This is a genomic window from Williamsia soli (assembly GCF_017377795.1).
GTDB lineage: Bacteria > Actinomycetota > Actinomycetes > Mycobacteriales > Mycobacteriaceae > Williamsia > Williamsia soli.
On the sequence record NZ_JAFRDR010000010.1, the window covers coordinates 16,454 to 32,033 of the forward strand.

Sequence of the window (15,580 nt, forward strand, 5' to 3'; positions counted from 1 at the left end):
AGATGAGCGAGTTGTCGTACACCCAGGGCGAGGCCACCCCGCCGCTGCTGACCGTGACCATCGGAGAATCGCTGCGGGCGACCGCAGAGAAGTTCGCCGACAACGACGCCGTCATCGACGCGGCGACGGGACAGCGCTGGACCTACCGAGAGTTCCGGGAGCGGGTACGGGCGCTCGCCGCAGGGTTCGCACGCAGTGGACTCGTCCCGGGAGATCGGGTGGGGTTGTGGGCTCCCAACTGCGTCGAATGGGTGCTGACCCAGTACGCCACCGCCGAACTCGGACTGATCCTGGTCAATCTGAACCCGGCCTACCGGCAGACCGAGATCGAGTTCGCCCTGAACCAGTCCGGCGCCCGCACCGTGATCGCTGCACGCGAGTTCCGGGGCGCCGACTACGCCGGTATGCTCGCCGCCGCGCTCGAGAAGTGCCCGCAGTTCTCCGCTGCGGTGCTCCTCGGTTCGCCGGAATGGACCGAACTCACCTCGACACCGGACGAATCGGAGCTCTCGGAGCTCGACGCCGCGGCGGCTGCACTGTCGCCGGAGGATCCGATCAACATCCAGTACACCTCTGGCACGACCGGAAACCCCAAGGGCGCCACGCTGTCCCACCGCAACATTCTGAACAACGGCTACCTTGTCGGTGAACTCTGTAATTACACCGACGCGGACCGCATCTGCATCCCGGTGCCGTTCTACCACTGCTTCGGGATGGTGATGGGCAACCTCGCGGCCACCACCCACGGTGCCGCAATCGTGATCCCGGCGCCGGGGTTTGACCCGGGACTCACTCTCAAAGCGGTTGCGACAGAGAAATGTACGAGTCTGTACGGCGTGCCGACGATGTTCATCGCCGAACTCGCGCTCAGTGATTTCGATGACTACGACCTGAGCAGTCTGCGTACCGGGATCATGGCGGGCTCACCGTGTCCGGCCGAGGTCATGCGGCAGGTCATCAACAAGATGCACATGTCCGAGGTGTCGATCTGTTACGGCATGACCGAGACGTCGCCGGTCTCGACGCAGACCCGAGCCGACGACACCTTCGAGCGACGGGTGGGGACGGTCGGCCGGGTGGGTCCGCACCTGGAGATCAAGGTCGTCGATCCGATCACCGGCGAGACCGCACCACGGGGCGAGACGGGCGAGTTCTGCACCCGGGGCTACAGCGTGATGGTCGGTTACTGGAACCAGCCGGACAAGACCGCGGAGGCACTCGACACCGACGGCTGGATGCACACCGGTGATCTCGCGGTGATGGACGCGGACGGGTACGTGCAGATCACCGGACGGATCAAGGACATGGTCATCCGGGGCGGGGAGAACATCTACCCTCGCGAGATCGAGGAGTTCCTCTACACCCATCCCGACATTCTCGACGCCCAGGTGATCGGCGTCCCGGATGAGAAGTACGGCGAAGAGTTGATGGCCTGGATCAGGCTGCGTGACGGCGTCACCGGCTTCACGGCCGAAGATCTTCGAGAGTTCGCCGACGGCAAGGTGGCCCGGCACAAGATCCCGAAATACGTGCACGTCGTCGACGAGTTCCCGATGACGGTCACCGGCAAGGTCCGGAAAGTGCAGATGCGAGAGCAGGCTGTCGGCATACTCGGGGGGTGACGACAAGCGCTATCGAAGATTTTGCCGCCCGCGTCGGCGCCGAGCGTGGCCTCGACCTCACCGGCTATGAGGCGTTGTGGCAGTGGTCGATCGAGCACCCAGAGCAGTTCTGGCGTGAGCTGTGGAACCGGTATGCGCTCACCCCGTCCGGTGGCACGGAGTTGGGGGAGTCCGACGAGGACGTCCTCGCAGACCCGACCATGCCGGGTGCTCGCTGGTTCCCGGGAGTGTCGCTGAACTATGTGGACCAGATCCTGAGGCACACCGGCCTCCCGCGCGCCGCCATCGTCGGGCTGACGGAGGACGGCGGGCGAACCGAAATTGCCTGGTCAGAGCTCGCTCCGCAGGTGGCGGGGGTCGCGGCGACGTTGCGGGAGTTCGGTGTCGGGCGCGGTGACCGGGTAGTCGCCTATCTGCCGCACGTGCCCGAAGCCGTGATCGCGTTCCTCGCGGCGGCGTCTCTCGGCGCTGTGTTCTCCGGCTGCGGCCAGGACTATGCGCCGGCGGGAGCCGCCGGCCGTCTCGCCCAGCTCGGGCCCAAGGTGCTGGTGTGGGCCGACGGCTATCGGTACGGCGGGAAATGGATCGACAAGCGCGGTGACAGCGCCGAGTTGGCAGCGTTGCTCCCCACGCTCGCGGGTCAGCTGGTGGTGAGGGTGGGCGACCAGCAGGCGCAGCGGAGCGCAGATCAACCCTCCGGCGGTGAACCGTTCACCACTGCAACCGAGTTCACCGCAGCGGCGAGCCGGCCGGCGGACTTGATCACCGAGCCGGTGCCCTTCGACCATCCGCTCTGGGTGCTGTTCAGCTCCGGCACGACCGGTAAACCCAAGGGCATCATGCACGGCCACGGTGGGGTGCTGCTCGAGCACCTCAAAGCCGTTGGCCTGCACGCCGACCTGGATTCCGACGACGTGTTCTTCTGGCAGACCGCGTTGAGCTGGATGATGTGGAACTATCAGATCGCGGGGCTTCTTGTCGGGGCCCGGATCGTCTGTTACAGCGGACATCCCCTGTACCCCGATGCCGATCGGCTCTGGCAGGTCGTCGAGTCGGAGAAGGTCAGCTACTTCGGGACGAGCCCAGGGCAACTGCAGGCGTCTCGCAAGGCAAACCTGAACCCGGGGTCCGATCATGAGCTCGCTGCGCTCCGCACGATCGGCAGCACCGGTTCGACCCTGGCTGCCGACCTGTTCGTGTGGATCGACGAGCATGTGCGGCAGGGAATCCCGGTGTCGTCGATCAGTGGTGGTACCGACGTGGTCACCGCGTTCGCGGGCGGATCACCGGGGATCGCGGTCGTCGCGGGAGAATTGTCGGTCCGCTACCTCGGGGTGGAGTTGGAGAGCTGGAGTCCGGACTGCACGCCTCTGGTGGGGGAGGTGGGCGAGATGGTGATCACCACTGCGATGCCGTCGATGCCGGTGGGATTCTGGGACGACCCCGACGGCGAGCGCTACCGCGCGGCCTACTTCGATCATCAGTGGTCCGCCGGACCGAGGCCGCATGTGTGGCGCCACGGGGATTGGGTGACGCTCACCGAGCGGGGCTCGATCGTCATCCATGGACGGAGCGACGCGACCCTGAATCGCAACGGCATCCGGATGGGGTCCGCGGACATCTACGAGGTCGTCGAGGCGATCGACCAGGTCTCAGAGGGATTCGTGCTCGGTGTCGACGGCCCCGGCGGTGCCTACTGGATGCCGCTGTTCGTCACGCTGACACCAGGGTCGAACCTGGACGACGCGCTGATCGCCGAGATCCGGTCCGAGATCCGGGCCCGGCTGTCACCGCGCCATGTGCCCGACGAGGTGATCGTCGCGCCCGGCATCCCGCACACCCGGACCGGGAAGAAGTTGGAGGTCCCGGTGACAGCCATCCTCGCCGGACGATCTGATGTCGCGGTCGATCCACGCTCGGTCGACGACCCTGATCTGCTGGGGTGGTTCCGCGAGCGCGGTGCCGAACACAGCTGGGCCTGAACCCTGCGGTTCGTTGCGTTCAGCGCGCGTCAAATCGTTCACATGGTGCCGGCACACATGATCCGATGACTCGGCGTGACGCAGGACCGTGCCCCCTGCATCGTCCACACCGCCAACCGTAGTTCCGACAGATGACACGAGGACCTCGGACGGACGACGTCGCAGCGAAATCGGACCTTGTCGCCACCGGAGCATGTACTAGCGTGGTGCCCGACGAACAACAGGTCCGTGAACATCGAATGGGACTACACCCTCGAACGCAGGAGTGAACATGAGCTATCAACCCGGCGGGTCCGGCTACGGTTCGCAGCAGCCTTACCAGGGCGGCCAGTACCCCGGCGCAGGACAACCCGAAGCAAGTGGTCAGACGTACAACCAGGGATACGGACAACAGGGCTACGGTCAGCAGCCGGCCGCGGGCCAGCAGGGCTACGGTCAGCAATCCGGTGCCGGTCAGCAGGGATACGGCGAGCAGCCGGCCCAGGGGTACGGGCAGCAGGGCTACGGCCAGCAGGGCTACGGTCAGCAGCCCGCCGCCGGACAGCAGGGATACGGCCAGCAGCCCGCCCAGGGCTACGGTCAGCAGGGATACGGCCAGCAGCCAGCTCAGGGGTACGGACAGCAGGGGTACGGCCAGCCCGCCGCCCGCGCTCCCCAGGGTCTGCCCGCAGCGTTCGGGACCTACCTCATCTACGCACTCGGTGGGCTCGGGCTCATCAACTTCTTCCTCGGCTTCGCACCCGCCCTCGACGGTGACGACGCGCCGAACAACTTCGGATGGTTCCCGGCCATCGGCCTGGTCGCCCTGGCCATCGCCGGTCTGACCGCCGCGACGACATTGCTGCCGAACCAGACGGCAAAGGTCAGCGGGGCTGTGGCGGTCACCTCCGTGGTGGCAGCGCTGTTCCTGCTGTTCCACCTGATCACCGGTGTGGACATCTTCGGCGACTCGGCCATCGGGTTCATCCTGTTGCTCGTCTTCGGCTTCATCCAGGCCGCAGTCGCCGTGGTGTGGCTGCTGGTCGATTCCGGGATCCTCAAGACCGGTCCGTCGGGCGCCGCGAATTCCGCGGTGAGCACCGACACGGGAGCACTCAACACCGGAGCTCAGCAGACCGGATCCACCCAGGGTGCGGAGCAGAGCACGAGCTATGGCCAGTCCGGCGGATACGGCGCCGCGTACGGCCAGCCTGCGACGGGTCAGTCCGCGCAGTCCGAACACAGCGGTGGCCACCAGGCCGCGGCACCCGGCCAGAGCAACCCGTACGCGCAGACGTCCTATGGCCAGAGCAACACCCCGGATTCACCCGCGGTGGGCCTGGGCAAGGCCTCGGATTCGAATGCATCCGATGCCACGACCGCGGTGCCCTCGAGCACCCCGAGCAGCCCCAGCACCCCGTCCGCATCGAGCGCCCCGGGCTATGGCGCACAGCCGAGCACGCCGAATCCTTACGAGACCCCTGCCGCGGGCAGCAGCGCCGAGCAGAACCCGTACGGAGACCAGACGACGCAGTTCAAGTCGCCTGAGCACTGAGGACACCTGATGCGGTTCTGATCCGCACGCACGATCCGGGCACTGTCACCGAGGAAACTCGGACGACGGTGCCCGGACTCGCGTGATTGCAGTTACGTTGCGGTGGATCGCGAATCGACCGGCGCGCCTGCACGGCCGTTCGCCGGGCGAATGACACCCTGACAAGGGTGGCCAGCTCTACAGCGGAAAATCCTTCTGGGGACAATCTCGCTGCGCGTCTGAGGGAGATGCGCCGATCGCGGCGCGCTGCCGAAGCCGGCGCGGCCGATTCGGCCCGCGCCCTGGTCCGGCTGGCATTCGGGACCACCGCCGCGACGCTACTGCTACTGGCGATCGTGGTTTCCATCATCTTGCTCGCCGTCGGAGACGGTCTCGGCAGCGTTCCCGCCACCGTCGCATCGATGTGGCTCGGCATCCATCAGGTCCCGCTGACCGTCGGCGACGTGACACTCGGTGTACTGCCTCTCGCCCCCACCTTCGTGATGGTCGGGATCACCGCCCGGGCCACGGCCCGCGCCACCGACATCGACCGCCCGCAATCCGAGGTCACGGCGGTGGTGTTGTCCGCTGTCGGTGGGCCACTGCTCGCGACGATTCTCTCGCTCGCCGTCCTGATGGACGCATCCACCGTGATGACCGTCCAGAGTCCTGACGCACTCCTGGCGTTCGCATGCACATTCGTCGTCCAATTGACCGGCGCGGTGATCGGTGTCGGATACAAGTGGTGGTCGACGATCGTGGTGCGGCTCGGGGTGCCGGCGTGGGTGCTCAAGGGTGTGCGTTGCGGCGTGATCGTCGTGGTCGCGCTGCTCAGCGTGGCAGCGATGCTCGTGGCCGTCCGCTTGGTGATCAACTGGTCGGTGGCCGGCGAACTGTTCGAGGCCGGTAACGGCTGGTTCGGCGCACTCGGTCTGACTTTGCTCTCGGTGCTCTACCTGCCCAACGTCCTGATCGGCACGGCGGCCGCGCTGATCGGGGCGCCGGTGCAGGTGGGCGGCGCCCTGGTGGATCTGTTCGGTTCGCACGGCGGACAGGTGCCACCGCTTCCCGTGTTGGCGGTACTGCCCGACGGCGGCGCCGGCCGGTGGAGCGCGCTGCTGCTGGTTTTCGTCGCGGTGGTGTCCTTCGGCGTCGCGCGGCTGTGTCTCGATCTCTCGCTGCTGCGCAACATCCGCACGGTCGCCGTTGCCGCCGCGACATCGTCGCTGCTGGTCGTCGCGCTGGCGACGCTCGCCGGTGGGGATCTCGGCGTGCTGGGCGCAGTGGGGGTGAACCTTCCCCTGGTCGGCGTGTTCACCTTCGGCTGGGTTGCGGTGGTAGGTGCCGTGACGGCGCTCGGGTACAGCGCATTGCCGGGGACCAGGCGTGCGAGGGCCGCCCTGGTCGGCAACCTCTATTTCGACGACGACCACGTCTCGGACGACGCATTCGAGGACGACTCCGATCACGACGAGGTGGATCTGCCGCCGGCGGAACCCGAGATCGAATACCGGCAGACCGCAGGCGACATCCGCGACGCTGTCGGCGACGTGGACTCTGCTCCCGTCATCGACGGCTGGGACACCGACGACTGGGTTGTCGACCTCGAGTGGGAGGGGACAGCGGAGGATTCGGTCGAGGGGTTCGCCGACTGGAGTACCACCGGCACCGCCCCGATCGCGCCTGCGGTCGAGGGGGAGGAACTGGTGTCCACCGACGACTTCGGTACCCGGCGAACCCGCTGAAGTCGGGGCCATTAGGCTCGAATCTGCCTCACCGGCACTTCATCTCCGACCCGAGTTCGAGGAGCCCAGTCCTGGACGCCATCCCGTCTGCCGAATCGCTGACCGTCGTGATCCTCGCGTCGGGCACCGGGTCGTTGGCCTCGGCGCTGCTCGACGCCGTCGAGGACGACGAATATCCGGCGACCGTGGCGGCCGTCGTCTCCGATCGTGAATGCGCAGCGCTGAAATCGGCGGAGCGCCGCGGAGTGCCCACGACCGTCGTGCCCATGACCGACGACCGGGCAGAATGGGACCGCGCCCTGGCCGACACCGTCGCCGCTCATCGGCCCGACCTGGTGGTGTCTGCAGGTTTCATGAGGATTCTGGGTGCCGATTTCCTGGCCCGATTCGGTGGCCGCATCATCAACGCGCACCCGGCGCTGCTGCCCTCGTTTCCCGGTGCTCACGCGGTGCCGGCCGCTTTGGCGCACGGCGTCAAGGTCACCGGCTCCACCATCCACCTGGTGGACGAGGGCGTCGACACCGGACCGATACTTGCACAGGCGCCCGTCGCGGTGAATCCCGCCGACGACGAGATCACGCTGCACGAGCGAATCAAGATGGTCGAACGGGTGCTGCTCGTCGCAGTGGTGCGTTCGATCGCCATCAAAGGTGTTGTCATCGAAGGACGAAAGGCCTACATCCCGTGAGTAATGACCTGCAGCGCAAGCCCTTTCGCCGTGCACTGGTGAGTGTGTACGACAAGACCGGGCTCGCCGAGCTGGCGAAGGGGCTGCACGCCGGTGGCGTCGAGATCGTGTCGACCGGGTCGACGGCGAAGAAGATCGCCGAAGCCGGGGTTCCGGTGATCGAGGTTTCCGACCTCACCGGATTCCCCGAGATCCTCGAGGGCCGGGTGAAGACACTGCACCCCACCGTCCACGCCGGAATCCTGGCCGACACCCGCAAGCCGGAGCATGTCGAGAAGCTCGCCGATCTCGGTGTCGCGGCGTTCGAACTGGTTATCGTCAACCTCTACCCGTTCTCCGACACCGTCGCATCAGGCGCGACCCCGGACGAGTGCGTCGAGCAGATAGACATCGGCGGTCCGTCGATGGTCCGCGGCGCGGCGAAGAACCACCCCTCGGTGGGTGTGGTCGTCGACTCGGGCGATTACCAGGCCGTGCTCGCTGCCGTCGAGTCCGGCGGGTTCACGTTGGACGAACGCAAAGCATTGGCAGCGAAGGCTTTCCGCCACACCGCCGACTACGACACCGCGGTGGCGACGTGGATGGGTTCGGTGGCTGCACCGGAGGCCGACGGCGACTCGGTCTCGGCCTTCCCGGTCTGGATGGGCAAGACGTGGGAGCGGTCGTCGGTACTGCGGTACGGCGAGAACCCACACCAGAGTGCGGCGTTGTACGTCAGCACCTCCGATGCACCGGGGCTCGCGCAGGCACAGCAGCTGCACGGCAAGGAGATGAGCTACAACAACTACACCGACGCCGACGCCGCCTGGCGCGCCGCCTACGACTTCACCGATCCGGCCGTTGCGATTATCAAGCACGCCAACCCGTGCGGCATCGCGGTGGCCGACGATGTCGCCGCCGCACACCGCAGCGCACACGCCTGCGACCCGGTCAGCGCCTACGGCGGAGTGATCGCTTCCAATCGTCCGGTCAGTACCGAGATGGCCGAGCAGGTGGCCGAGATCTTCACCGAGGTCATCGTTGCCCCGGGCTTCGAGGACGGCGCCCTGTCAGTGCTCACTCGCAAGAAGAACGTCCGGGTGCTGCTCGCGCAGCCACCGCAGCGAGCCGGGGTCGAGTTCAAGCCGGTGTCGGGTGGCCTGCTCGTGCAGCAGCGCGACATCCTCGACGCGTCCGGCGACGACCCGGCGAACTGGCAACTCGTCGCCGGTGATCCGGCAGACGACGCCACCCTGGCCGACCTCGTATTCGCTTGGCGGGCTTGCCGTTCTGTGAAGTCGAACGCAATTCTGCTGGCCTCCGATCGAGCGTCCGTCGGGGTGGGCATGGGCCAGGTCAATCGCGTCGACTCGGCGCATCTGGCCGTGACCCGGGCAGGGAAGCGGGCGATGAACAGTGTGGGCGCGTCCGATGCGTTCTTCCCGTTCCCCGACGGCCTGCAGGTTCTCATCGACGGCGGCGTGAAAGCAGTTGTGCAGCCCGGTGGTTCGATCCGCGACAACGAGGTCATCGGTGCCGCACACGACGCCGGCATCACCCTGTATCTCACCGGCGCGCGCCACTTCGCCCACTGACCGCCCGGAAGTGGTGGGTTCTGGCAAGTAAAAGCCCAGGTGGGCCTCACCACAAGCCACCACTTCCGGTCGGGTCAGATGGGTAGCAGGATGTTCTTCACCTGCGGATCGGTCGCGAGGTATTCCTGGACCGCGGGATCCCTGAAGACCTGGATGAGCTTCTTGATGTTCTCGGTGTCTTTCCATTTGCTGCCGATGGTGAGCTGGCCGGCGAACTCGTCCGGCGCCGGCGGGGCGAAGATCTGCTTGGTCACGTCGATTCCGGCGGCGAGGTAGTACTCGGTGTAACCCACGGCAGCATCGAGATCGGGCAGGGCTCGTGACTGTGCTGCGAAATCGAGCAATGTGAACTGCAGGTTCTTGGGATTTAAGACGATGTCCTTCTGCGTCGCCGCCCACTTGTCGGCGGTCGGGTTCAGTCCGATGAGGCCGGCACGTTCGAGCAACCACAAACCCTGGGCCTCGTTGGCGGGGTCGGAGTACAGAGACACGGTGGCGCCGTCGGGTAGCTGAGCGGGATCGGAATACTTGTCGGACCAGATGCCGAATCCCCAGCGGAAGACCGGTGTTGCCGCTTCTTCTTTGAAGTCCGGGTTGGCTTCGAGCACCTGGCCGAGCCAGAGTTTGTGCTGGTAGATGGTGCCTGCGATCTCACCGTCACTGACGGCCCTGTTGATGGTGGTGCTGTCGGCGAGGCCCTTGAACTTGATCTTCAGGTCGTAGTTCGGCGCGACCTTCTCGGCAATGAAGTTCACGAGCGCCTCTTCGGCCGCATTGCCCTCCGCGGTGGCGATCTCGAGGGTGGCGCCGGCGGTCTCGTTGGGAGACTTGGAGTCCGAGCCGCCCCAGAATCGCCACCCGGCGAACGCCAGCACGACGACCACGATCACGCCGATCGCGATGTACACGGGCAGACGTTTGCGTGCCTTTATGTCGAAGCCGCCGGGGTCTCCGGTAGGTCGTGGCGTGGTGGTGGTCATGTTTCTCCTCTGGTGGACGAAAGTGGCAGAGCTGTGGCGTATTCGGGAAAAGAGTGGCCTGATCAGACGGTGGTGCGGGCGCGCAGACTTTGTCCCGGCGTCAGATGGCGGACGAGCGCGTCGCCGATGATCTGAATCAGCGCGACGGTGACCACCAGGGTGACGATGGTCGCGATCATGACGCCGTGATCGAACCGCTGATAGCCGTAGGTGACGGCGATGTACCCGAGACCGCCCGCGCCGATCGTGCCGGCAATGGCGGAGTACTCGATCATCGCGATGGTGTTGATCGTCAGTCCACCAACGATGTTGGGTAGGGCCTCCGGGATCTGGGTCTTCCAGATCACCTGACTGTTCGAGGCGCCGGAAGCCCGGGCCACGTCGATCACCGAGGGAGGCACCGACCGCAGAGAGTTCTCCACGATCCGGGTGAAGAACGCCACACCCGCGAGCGACATCGGAACCACGGCGGCCGGGATGCCGATGTTCGTACCGGTGATCCACCGGGTCAGCGGGATGATCGACGTCATGAGGACCAGAAAGGGTAGGGAACGTCCGATACTGATCACCCAGGACAGAGGGGAATGCAGGGCCTTGTTCTCATACAGACCACCAGGGGCCAGGTTGTGGATGGTCGCACCCAGAGGTACTCCGACGAGCAGCACGATGACCATCACGATGGACACCATGGTCAAGGTGTCGACGAACGCCGGAATCAACAGATCGGGGATCTCGTTGGTGGGAACCGTGATCGCCGCCAGATGGGCGGTGGTACTCACGCGGCCACCTCGACTTCAGACGAGGTCGTGACCGTACCGGCCAGCCCGTGGCGGGCGGCACTGTCGATGAATGCCGTAGCGACCTCGTCGGGGATCGACACCGTGACCGAGCCGACCGACACCCCATCGACGACCTGTACGGCGGCTCCGAGCACGGCGACGGGGATGGCGAGTTCGGTGCCTATGCGGGTGATCCAGTCGGTGGGTACGTTCGCGGAGTTGTAGGTCAACTCGACCGACCGCTGCCCGGGTCCTGGCTCTGCGGATGTCCCACGAGGCCGCAGTGATCGACCCAGCACCGACGTCGAATCAGTGAGAAGGTCCACGAGTGACCCTTTTTCGACGATCCGCCCAGAATTGAGCCTGCCGACGCTGTCGGCGACCTTCACGATGGTGTCCATCTCGTGCGTGATGAACACCACGGCGAGATCGAGCTCTAGTCGAACCTCACGGAGGAGTTCCAGGAACGAATCGGTGGTCTGCGGATCCAACCCGGACGTCGCTTCGTCGGACAACAACACCGATGGACGTAGCGCGAGGGCGCGGGCGATGCCGACTCGCTGGCGCTGACCGCCGGAGAGTTGATGCGGGTACAGGTGCGCGCGATCGGTGAGACCGACACGGTCGAGGAGTTCGGCCACCCTGCTCCGGGTCTGGACCTTGGTGACGCCCAGGAACTCCAGCGGCAAAGCCACGTTCTCGGCTGCCGTGCGGCGTGACAACAGACTCGACGACTGGAACACGGTCCCGATACGTCGGCGGGCGTCGCGCAACGCGCTGCTCCCGAGTTCGGTGAGGTTCTGGTTGTTCACCACCACCTTTCCGGACGTCGGCCGTTCCAGCAGGTTCAAACAGTGCGCGAGCGTGCTCTTTCCGGCTCCGCTGGGGCCGACGATGGCGAAAATCTCTCCCGGGTCGACTGTGAAGCTCACGTCGTCGAGGACGGTGGTCGCGGCGGGTCCGGAGCCATAGATCTTCCCGAGCTTTTCTACTTCGATCACGGAGTGTGTCTTTCTCAGCAAAGTGGTCCGACGCCAGGCGCGCCGGTACGCGAGTCATCCTGGCCACCGGCTGCGGATCGGCACAGCTTTGCGATCAGCGTGACCCCAACTGGACAGACCCTTCTCCATGACAGAGGGTGTCCGGGCGGACTTTCGATCGCGACAGTTGTAAGCGGTGATCCATCTGGTTGTGGTGACATAGTCGACCGGTGATCGATCTCGAACATGCACATCCACTCGACGACCCCGTCGGGTCGTCGTTGCGCGGTGCCCATCGGCGCTTCGCCCAGCAACGTGGTCGGATCCTGCGTTACCGACCCGACGTTGCCCGGTTCATCGCGTATCCGGCCCACCCAGATGCTCGGGACTGGCACGATCTGGCTGAATTGGTCGGTCCGGGCGTCGAGTTCACGTTGCGCAACTACACCGATGATCCGCCGGATCCGGTCCACCTGCTGCGCAGGTTCGAGGTCGTGCAGATGACCGGCGAGGACATCAGGGACGCCGACGCCGACGCCGACGCCGCCGGTGTCGAGGTCCTGGACGACGCTGACGTGCCGCAGATGCTGGACCTCGTCGAGAGGACCCGGCCCGGACCGTTCTTTGCTTCCACCATCGACATGGGCACCTATCTCGGAATCCGGCACGACGGCAGACTCGTCGCGATGGCGGGCGAGCGGATGCATCCGGCGGGCTGGACGGAGATCAGCGCTGTGTGCGTCGAAGCGGGCTTTCGGAACCGCGGGCTCGCGACGACGCTTGTCGGTGCCGTGGCCGAAATCATCTGCACTCGTGGGGATGTGCCGTTCCTCCATGCGTCATCGATCAACCACAATGCGATCGCGTTGTACGAGTCGATCGGTTTTCGCCACCGCGCGCGGCCGGTGCTGTCGGTCATGCGGTTCGGCGATCCCACCTGACTGAAGTGGACCCGACGTCATTTGTTCTGCGTTAGGGTTGCTCCACGGTGCGGATGGGCTCGGTAGTCGCCGGATACAGGGGAGCGCAGAGTGGTCAGCAAGGCAACGGGTGGGGTCGGCGAACGCGGCGCCGGGAAGTCAGGCCGTGGGGATATAGGCCACACCATCGGACTGCGCGAACTGCTTGCCGGGATCGCGGAGATGCGACACGATCTTCCGTCCATCGCGCGAAGTCTGCCCGCTCTGGCCGATCACCGCCGATCGCGGAAGATGACCATCGGCAAGCGGTTTCAGCAAGTCGCGGCCGCACACTCCGAGCGACCGTTCCTACGTTTCGAAGGTGAATCCATCTCGTACACGGAGGCCAACCGCACGGTCAACCGGTACGCGGCGTTGCTCACCGCCCGCGGGGTCGGGGCCGGTGATGTGGTGGCCATCTGCTCACAGAACCAGCCGGCCATCGTGCTCACGATGCTTGCCACCGTCAAGTTGGGCGCGACGGCGGGCATGCTCAACCACAACCAGCGCGGCGAGGTGCTGACGCACAGTCTCGGCTTGCTGAAGGCGAAGATCTTGCTCGTGGATCCTGACGTCTGCGAGGTGTTCGATGCCGTGCCCGAGCATGCGATGCCGGCGACGACCCTGAGTTTTCTCGACCTGGCCGAGGAATCAATCGGCCTGTCCGACCGCGATCCTTCGATCACGGCGCAACTGCCCGCCTCGACCACAGCGTTCTACATCTTCACCTCAGGTACCACCGGGATGCCGAAAGCGAGCGTGATGTCCCATTCGCGGTGGCTGGCGGCGATGTCCGGAATCGGCGGTGTCGGAATACGTTTAAGGAAAGACGATACGATGTACGCATCGCTGCCGTTCTATCACAACAATGCGCTGACGGTGTCCCTTGCGGCGGTGCTGACCAGCGGTGCCTGCCTGGCCATCGGAAGAAGATTCTCCGCCTCCACCTTTTGGGACGACATCGCACTCAACAGGGCAACTGCCTTCTGCTACATCGGTGAGTTGTGCCGCTACCTGCTCGCCCAGCCGCCGGTGCCTGCGGATCGGGAACACACTGTTCGCCTGGTGGTGGGCAACGGTTTACGTCCGGGTATCTGGGATGAGTTCACTCAACGGTTCGGAATCTCGCGGGTGGTTGAATTCTACTCGGCCAGCGAAGCGAACATCGGGTTCATCAACTTGTTCAACGTGGCGAAGACGGTTGGGTTCTGTCCGCTGCCCTATGCGATCGTCGACTACGATCCGGATACCGGTGAGCCGCTGCGGGGCAGAGACCGCCGGTTGATCAAGCTCCCCAAAGGTTCTGCGGGACTGCTGGTGTCGCAGATCAGCAAGCGGGTTCCGTTCGACGGGTACACCGACCCCGCGGCATCGTCGAAGAAGATCGTCACCGACGCCTTCAAAGACGGGGACCGGTGGTTCAACACCGGTGACCTCGTTCGCGGGCAGGGGTTTTCACACATCGCCTTCGTCGACCGGCTCGGTGACACCTTTCGGTGGAAAGGCGAGAACGTCGCCACCACGGAGGTCGAGAACGTGCTTGACGGTTCTGGGCAGGTGGCACAGTCGGTGGTGTTCGGTGTCGAGGTCCCCGGGACCGATGGACGCGCGGGCATGGCGGCCATCATTCTCACCGGCGGAGAGTCGCTCGACACCCGAGTGTTGACCGACCACCTCGGCCGGCACCTGCCCGCCTACGCGATGCCCCTGTTTGTTCGTGTGGTGAGGGAACTGGCACACACCTCCACCTTCAAGAGCGTCAAGGTCGCGTTGCGGGACGAGGGTTACACCGACACCGGCGACGACGACGTCTACGTGTACGTCGGCGGTACCGACGGCTACGCGCCGTTCTATGACGGATACGCCACCGAGGTCGCGGCAGGCACCCTCCCGCGCAAGTAGCTCGGCGCTGGGCCCTTTCGCCGAGGCTGAAGCAATCGGTGCTCACCTCACCGCCGGTGAGCGACCCATCCCACGGGTGGGGTAGGTTTCGGCGTTGTGGCAGAAGTGGCGTTCCTCGTTGTCGCCGGCTTCTTCTCCGGCGTGGTCGGGTACGTGACCGGTATCGCCTCACTCGTGAGCTATCCGGCTCTGCTGCTGGTGGGTCTACCGCCCATCACGGCCAACGTCACCAACACGGTCGCGTTGATCCCGGTCGGCATCGGGAGTGCGACACAGGCTCGTGCGTCGATCACCTTGGACCGCAGACTCGGTCTCCTTCTGGGCGCTGCCGCAGCGGGCGGTCTCGTCGGCTCGGTGGTCCTGCTGCTCACCCCGGCGACCACGTTCGAGGCCCTCGTCCCGTATCTCGTTGCATTCGCCGCACTTGCGGTGCTGTGCCAACCGCTGATCAGGCGGCTCTCGGGCCACCGGGACGCGCCGACGGTGTTCGGGATCGGCGTCTTCGTCATCGGGATCTACGGCGGCTACTTCGGTGCCGGTGCCGGGATCATCTTCATGGCACTGGCGTTGTTGGCCACCGGTCAGACGATGTTCCAGGCGACGCTGCTCAAGTCGCTGCTGTTGTGCGCGTCGAATCTCGTTGCATCGGTGGCGTTCGCGTTCTTCTTCTCGATCGACTGGGTGGCGGCGGCGAGCATGGGAATCGGTTGCCTTGCGGGCGGGTGGATCGGACCACCTGTCGTAGCCCGGTTACCGGTCGCCGTGCTGCGCGTCGCCATCGCGTTCAGTGGCTTCGGGCTCGCGATCTGGCTGGCATTCCGTTAGAGGGTCGACTTTCCCCCTGAGATCGGTCGC

Annotated in this window: 12 protein-coding genes; 9 read left to right on the forward strand and 3 right to left on the reverse strand. The window is 65.5% G+C overall.

Annotation, left to right across the window (positions count from 1 at the left end):
• The first annotated feature begins 2 nt into the window (after positions 1-2).
• The 6 genes from J3S28_RS22535 to purH all read left to right on the forward strand — a co-directional run bounded on the left by J3S28_RS22535 (position 3) and on the right by purH (position 9,125).
• Complete coding sequence (locus J3S28_RS22535; RefSeq protein ID WP_207843141.1) at positions 3-1,622, forward strand: AMP-binding protein; 1,620 nt, start codon at positions 3-5, stop codon at positions 1,620-1,622.
• Entirely contained in the window at positions 1,619-3,604 is a 1,986-nt protein-coding gene (locus J3S28_RS22540) for an acetoacetate--CoA ligase (protein ID WP_207843142.1), read from the forward strand. The genes J3S28_RS22535 and J3S28_RS22540 overlap by 4 nt, the downstream gene beginning before the upstream one ends.
• 271 nt (positions 3,605-3,875) lie before the next feature.
• The gene (locus J3S28_RS22545; protein WP_207843143.1) at positions 3,876-5,138 is read left to right on the forward strand and encodes a DUF5336 domain-containing protein; all 1,263 of its coding nucleotides are present in this window, start codon (positions 3,876-3,878) and stop codon (positions 5,136-5,138) included.
• A gap of 167 nt (positions 5,139-5,305) precedes the next feature.
• Positions 5,306-6,862: a cell division protein PerM gene (locus J3S28_RS22550; RefSeq protein ID WP_207843145.1), complete on the forward strand. Its 1,557-nt coding sequence runs from the start codon at positions 5,306-5,308 to the stop codon at positions 6,860-6,862.
• A gap of 80 nt (positions 6,863-6,942) precedes the next feature.
• Entirely contained in the window at positions 6,943-7,551 is a 609-nt protein-coding gene (purN, locus tag J3S28_RS22555; RefSeq protein WP_207843390.1) for a phosphoribosylglycinamide formyltransferase, read from the forward strand.
• Positions 7,548-9,125, forward strand: coding sequence for a bifunctional phosphoribosylaminoimidazolecarboxamide formyltransferase/IMP cyclohydrolase (gene purH, locus J3S28_RS22560; RefSeq protein WP_207843147.1), 1,578 nt, complete (start codon positions 7,548-7,550; stop codon positions 9,123-9,125). The genes purN and purH overlap by 4 nt, the downstream gene beginning before the upstream one ends.
• A gap of 74 nt (positions 9,126-9,199) precedes the next feature.
• Here purH and J3S28_RS22565 read toward each other — a convergent pair whose 3' ends face one another.
• The 3 genes from J3S28_RS22565 to J3S28_RS22575 all read right to left on the reverse strand — a co-directional run bounded on the left by J3S28_RS22565 (position 9,200) and on the right by J3S28_RS22575 (position 11,885).
• Positions 9,200-10,105: a MetQ/NlpA family ABC transporter substrate-binding protein gene (locus J3S28_RS22565; protein ID WP_207843149.1), complete on the reverse strand. Its 906-nt coding sequence runs from the start codon at positions 10,103-10,105 to the stop codon at positions 9,200-9,202.
• Positions 10,106-10,167: 62 nt separating this feature from the next.
• Entirely contained in the window at positions 10,168-10,884 is a 717-nt protein-coding gene (locus tag J3S28_RS22570; protein WP_207843151.1) for a methionine ABC transporter permease, read from the reverse strand.
• Positions 10,881-11,885, reverse strand: coding sequence for a methionine ABC transporter ATP-binding protein (locus tag J3S28_RS22575; RefSeq protein WP_207843155.1), 1,005 nt, complete (start codon positions 11,883-11,885; stop codon positions 10,881-10,883). Before J3S28_RS22575 ends, J3S28_RS22570 begins: the two co-directional genes overlap by 4 nt.
• 209 nt (positions 11,886-12,094) lie before the next feature.
• Here J3S28_RS22575 and J3S28_RS22580 point away from each other — a divergent pair, with 209 nt between their 5' ends.
• The 3 genes from J3S28_RS22580 to J3S28_RS22590 all read left to right on the forward strand — a co-directional run bounded on the left by J3S28_RS22580 (position 12,095) and on the right by J3S28_RS22590 (position 15,550).
• Positions 12,095-12,805 (forward strand): GNAT family N-acetyltransferase, encoded by a 711-nt coding sequence (locus J3S28_RS22580; RefSeq protein WP_207843157.1) that lies wholly within the window; start codon positions 12,095-12,097, stop codon positions 12,803-12,805.
• A gap of 153 nt (positions 12,806-12,958) precedes the next feature.
• Positions 12,959-14,725: a long-chain-acyl-CoA synthetase gene (locus J3S28_RS22585; RefSeq protein WP_207843391.1), complete on the forward strand. Its 1,767-nt coding sequence runs from the start codon at positions 12,959-12,961 to the stop codon at positions 14,723-14,725.
• Positions 14,726-14,821: 96 nt separating this feature from the next.
• Complete coding sequence (locus J3S28_RS22590; protein ID WP_207843158.1) at positions 14,822-15,550, forward strand: sulfite exporter TauE/SafE family protein; 729 nt, start codon at positions 14,822-14,824, stop codon at positions 15,548-15,550.
• The last annotated feature ends 30 nt before the right edge of the window (positions 15,551-15,580 follow it).

What these genes read in the sequence shown, in the direction of transcription:
- J3S28_RS22535 (WP_207843141.1), top strand. Translation starts at nt 3, where the DNA reads ATGAGCGAGTTGTCGTACACCCAGGGCGAGGCCACCCCGCCGCTGCTG.
- J3S28_RS22545 (WP_207843143.1), top strand. Translation starts at nt 3,876, where the DNA reads ATGAGCTATCAACCCGGCGGGTCCGGCTACGGTTCGCAGCAGCCTTAC.
- J3S28_RS22565 (WP_207843149.1), bottom strand. Translation starts at nt 10,105, where the DNA reads ATGACCACCACCACGCCACGACCTACCGGAGACCCCGGCGGCTTCGAC.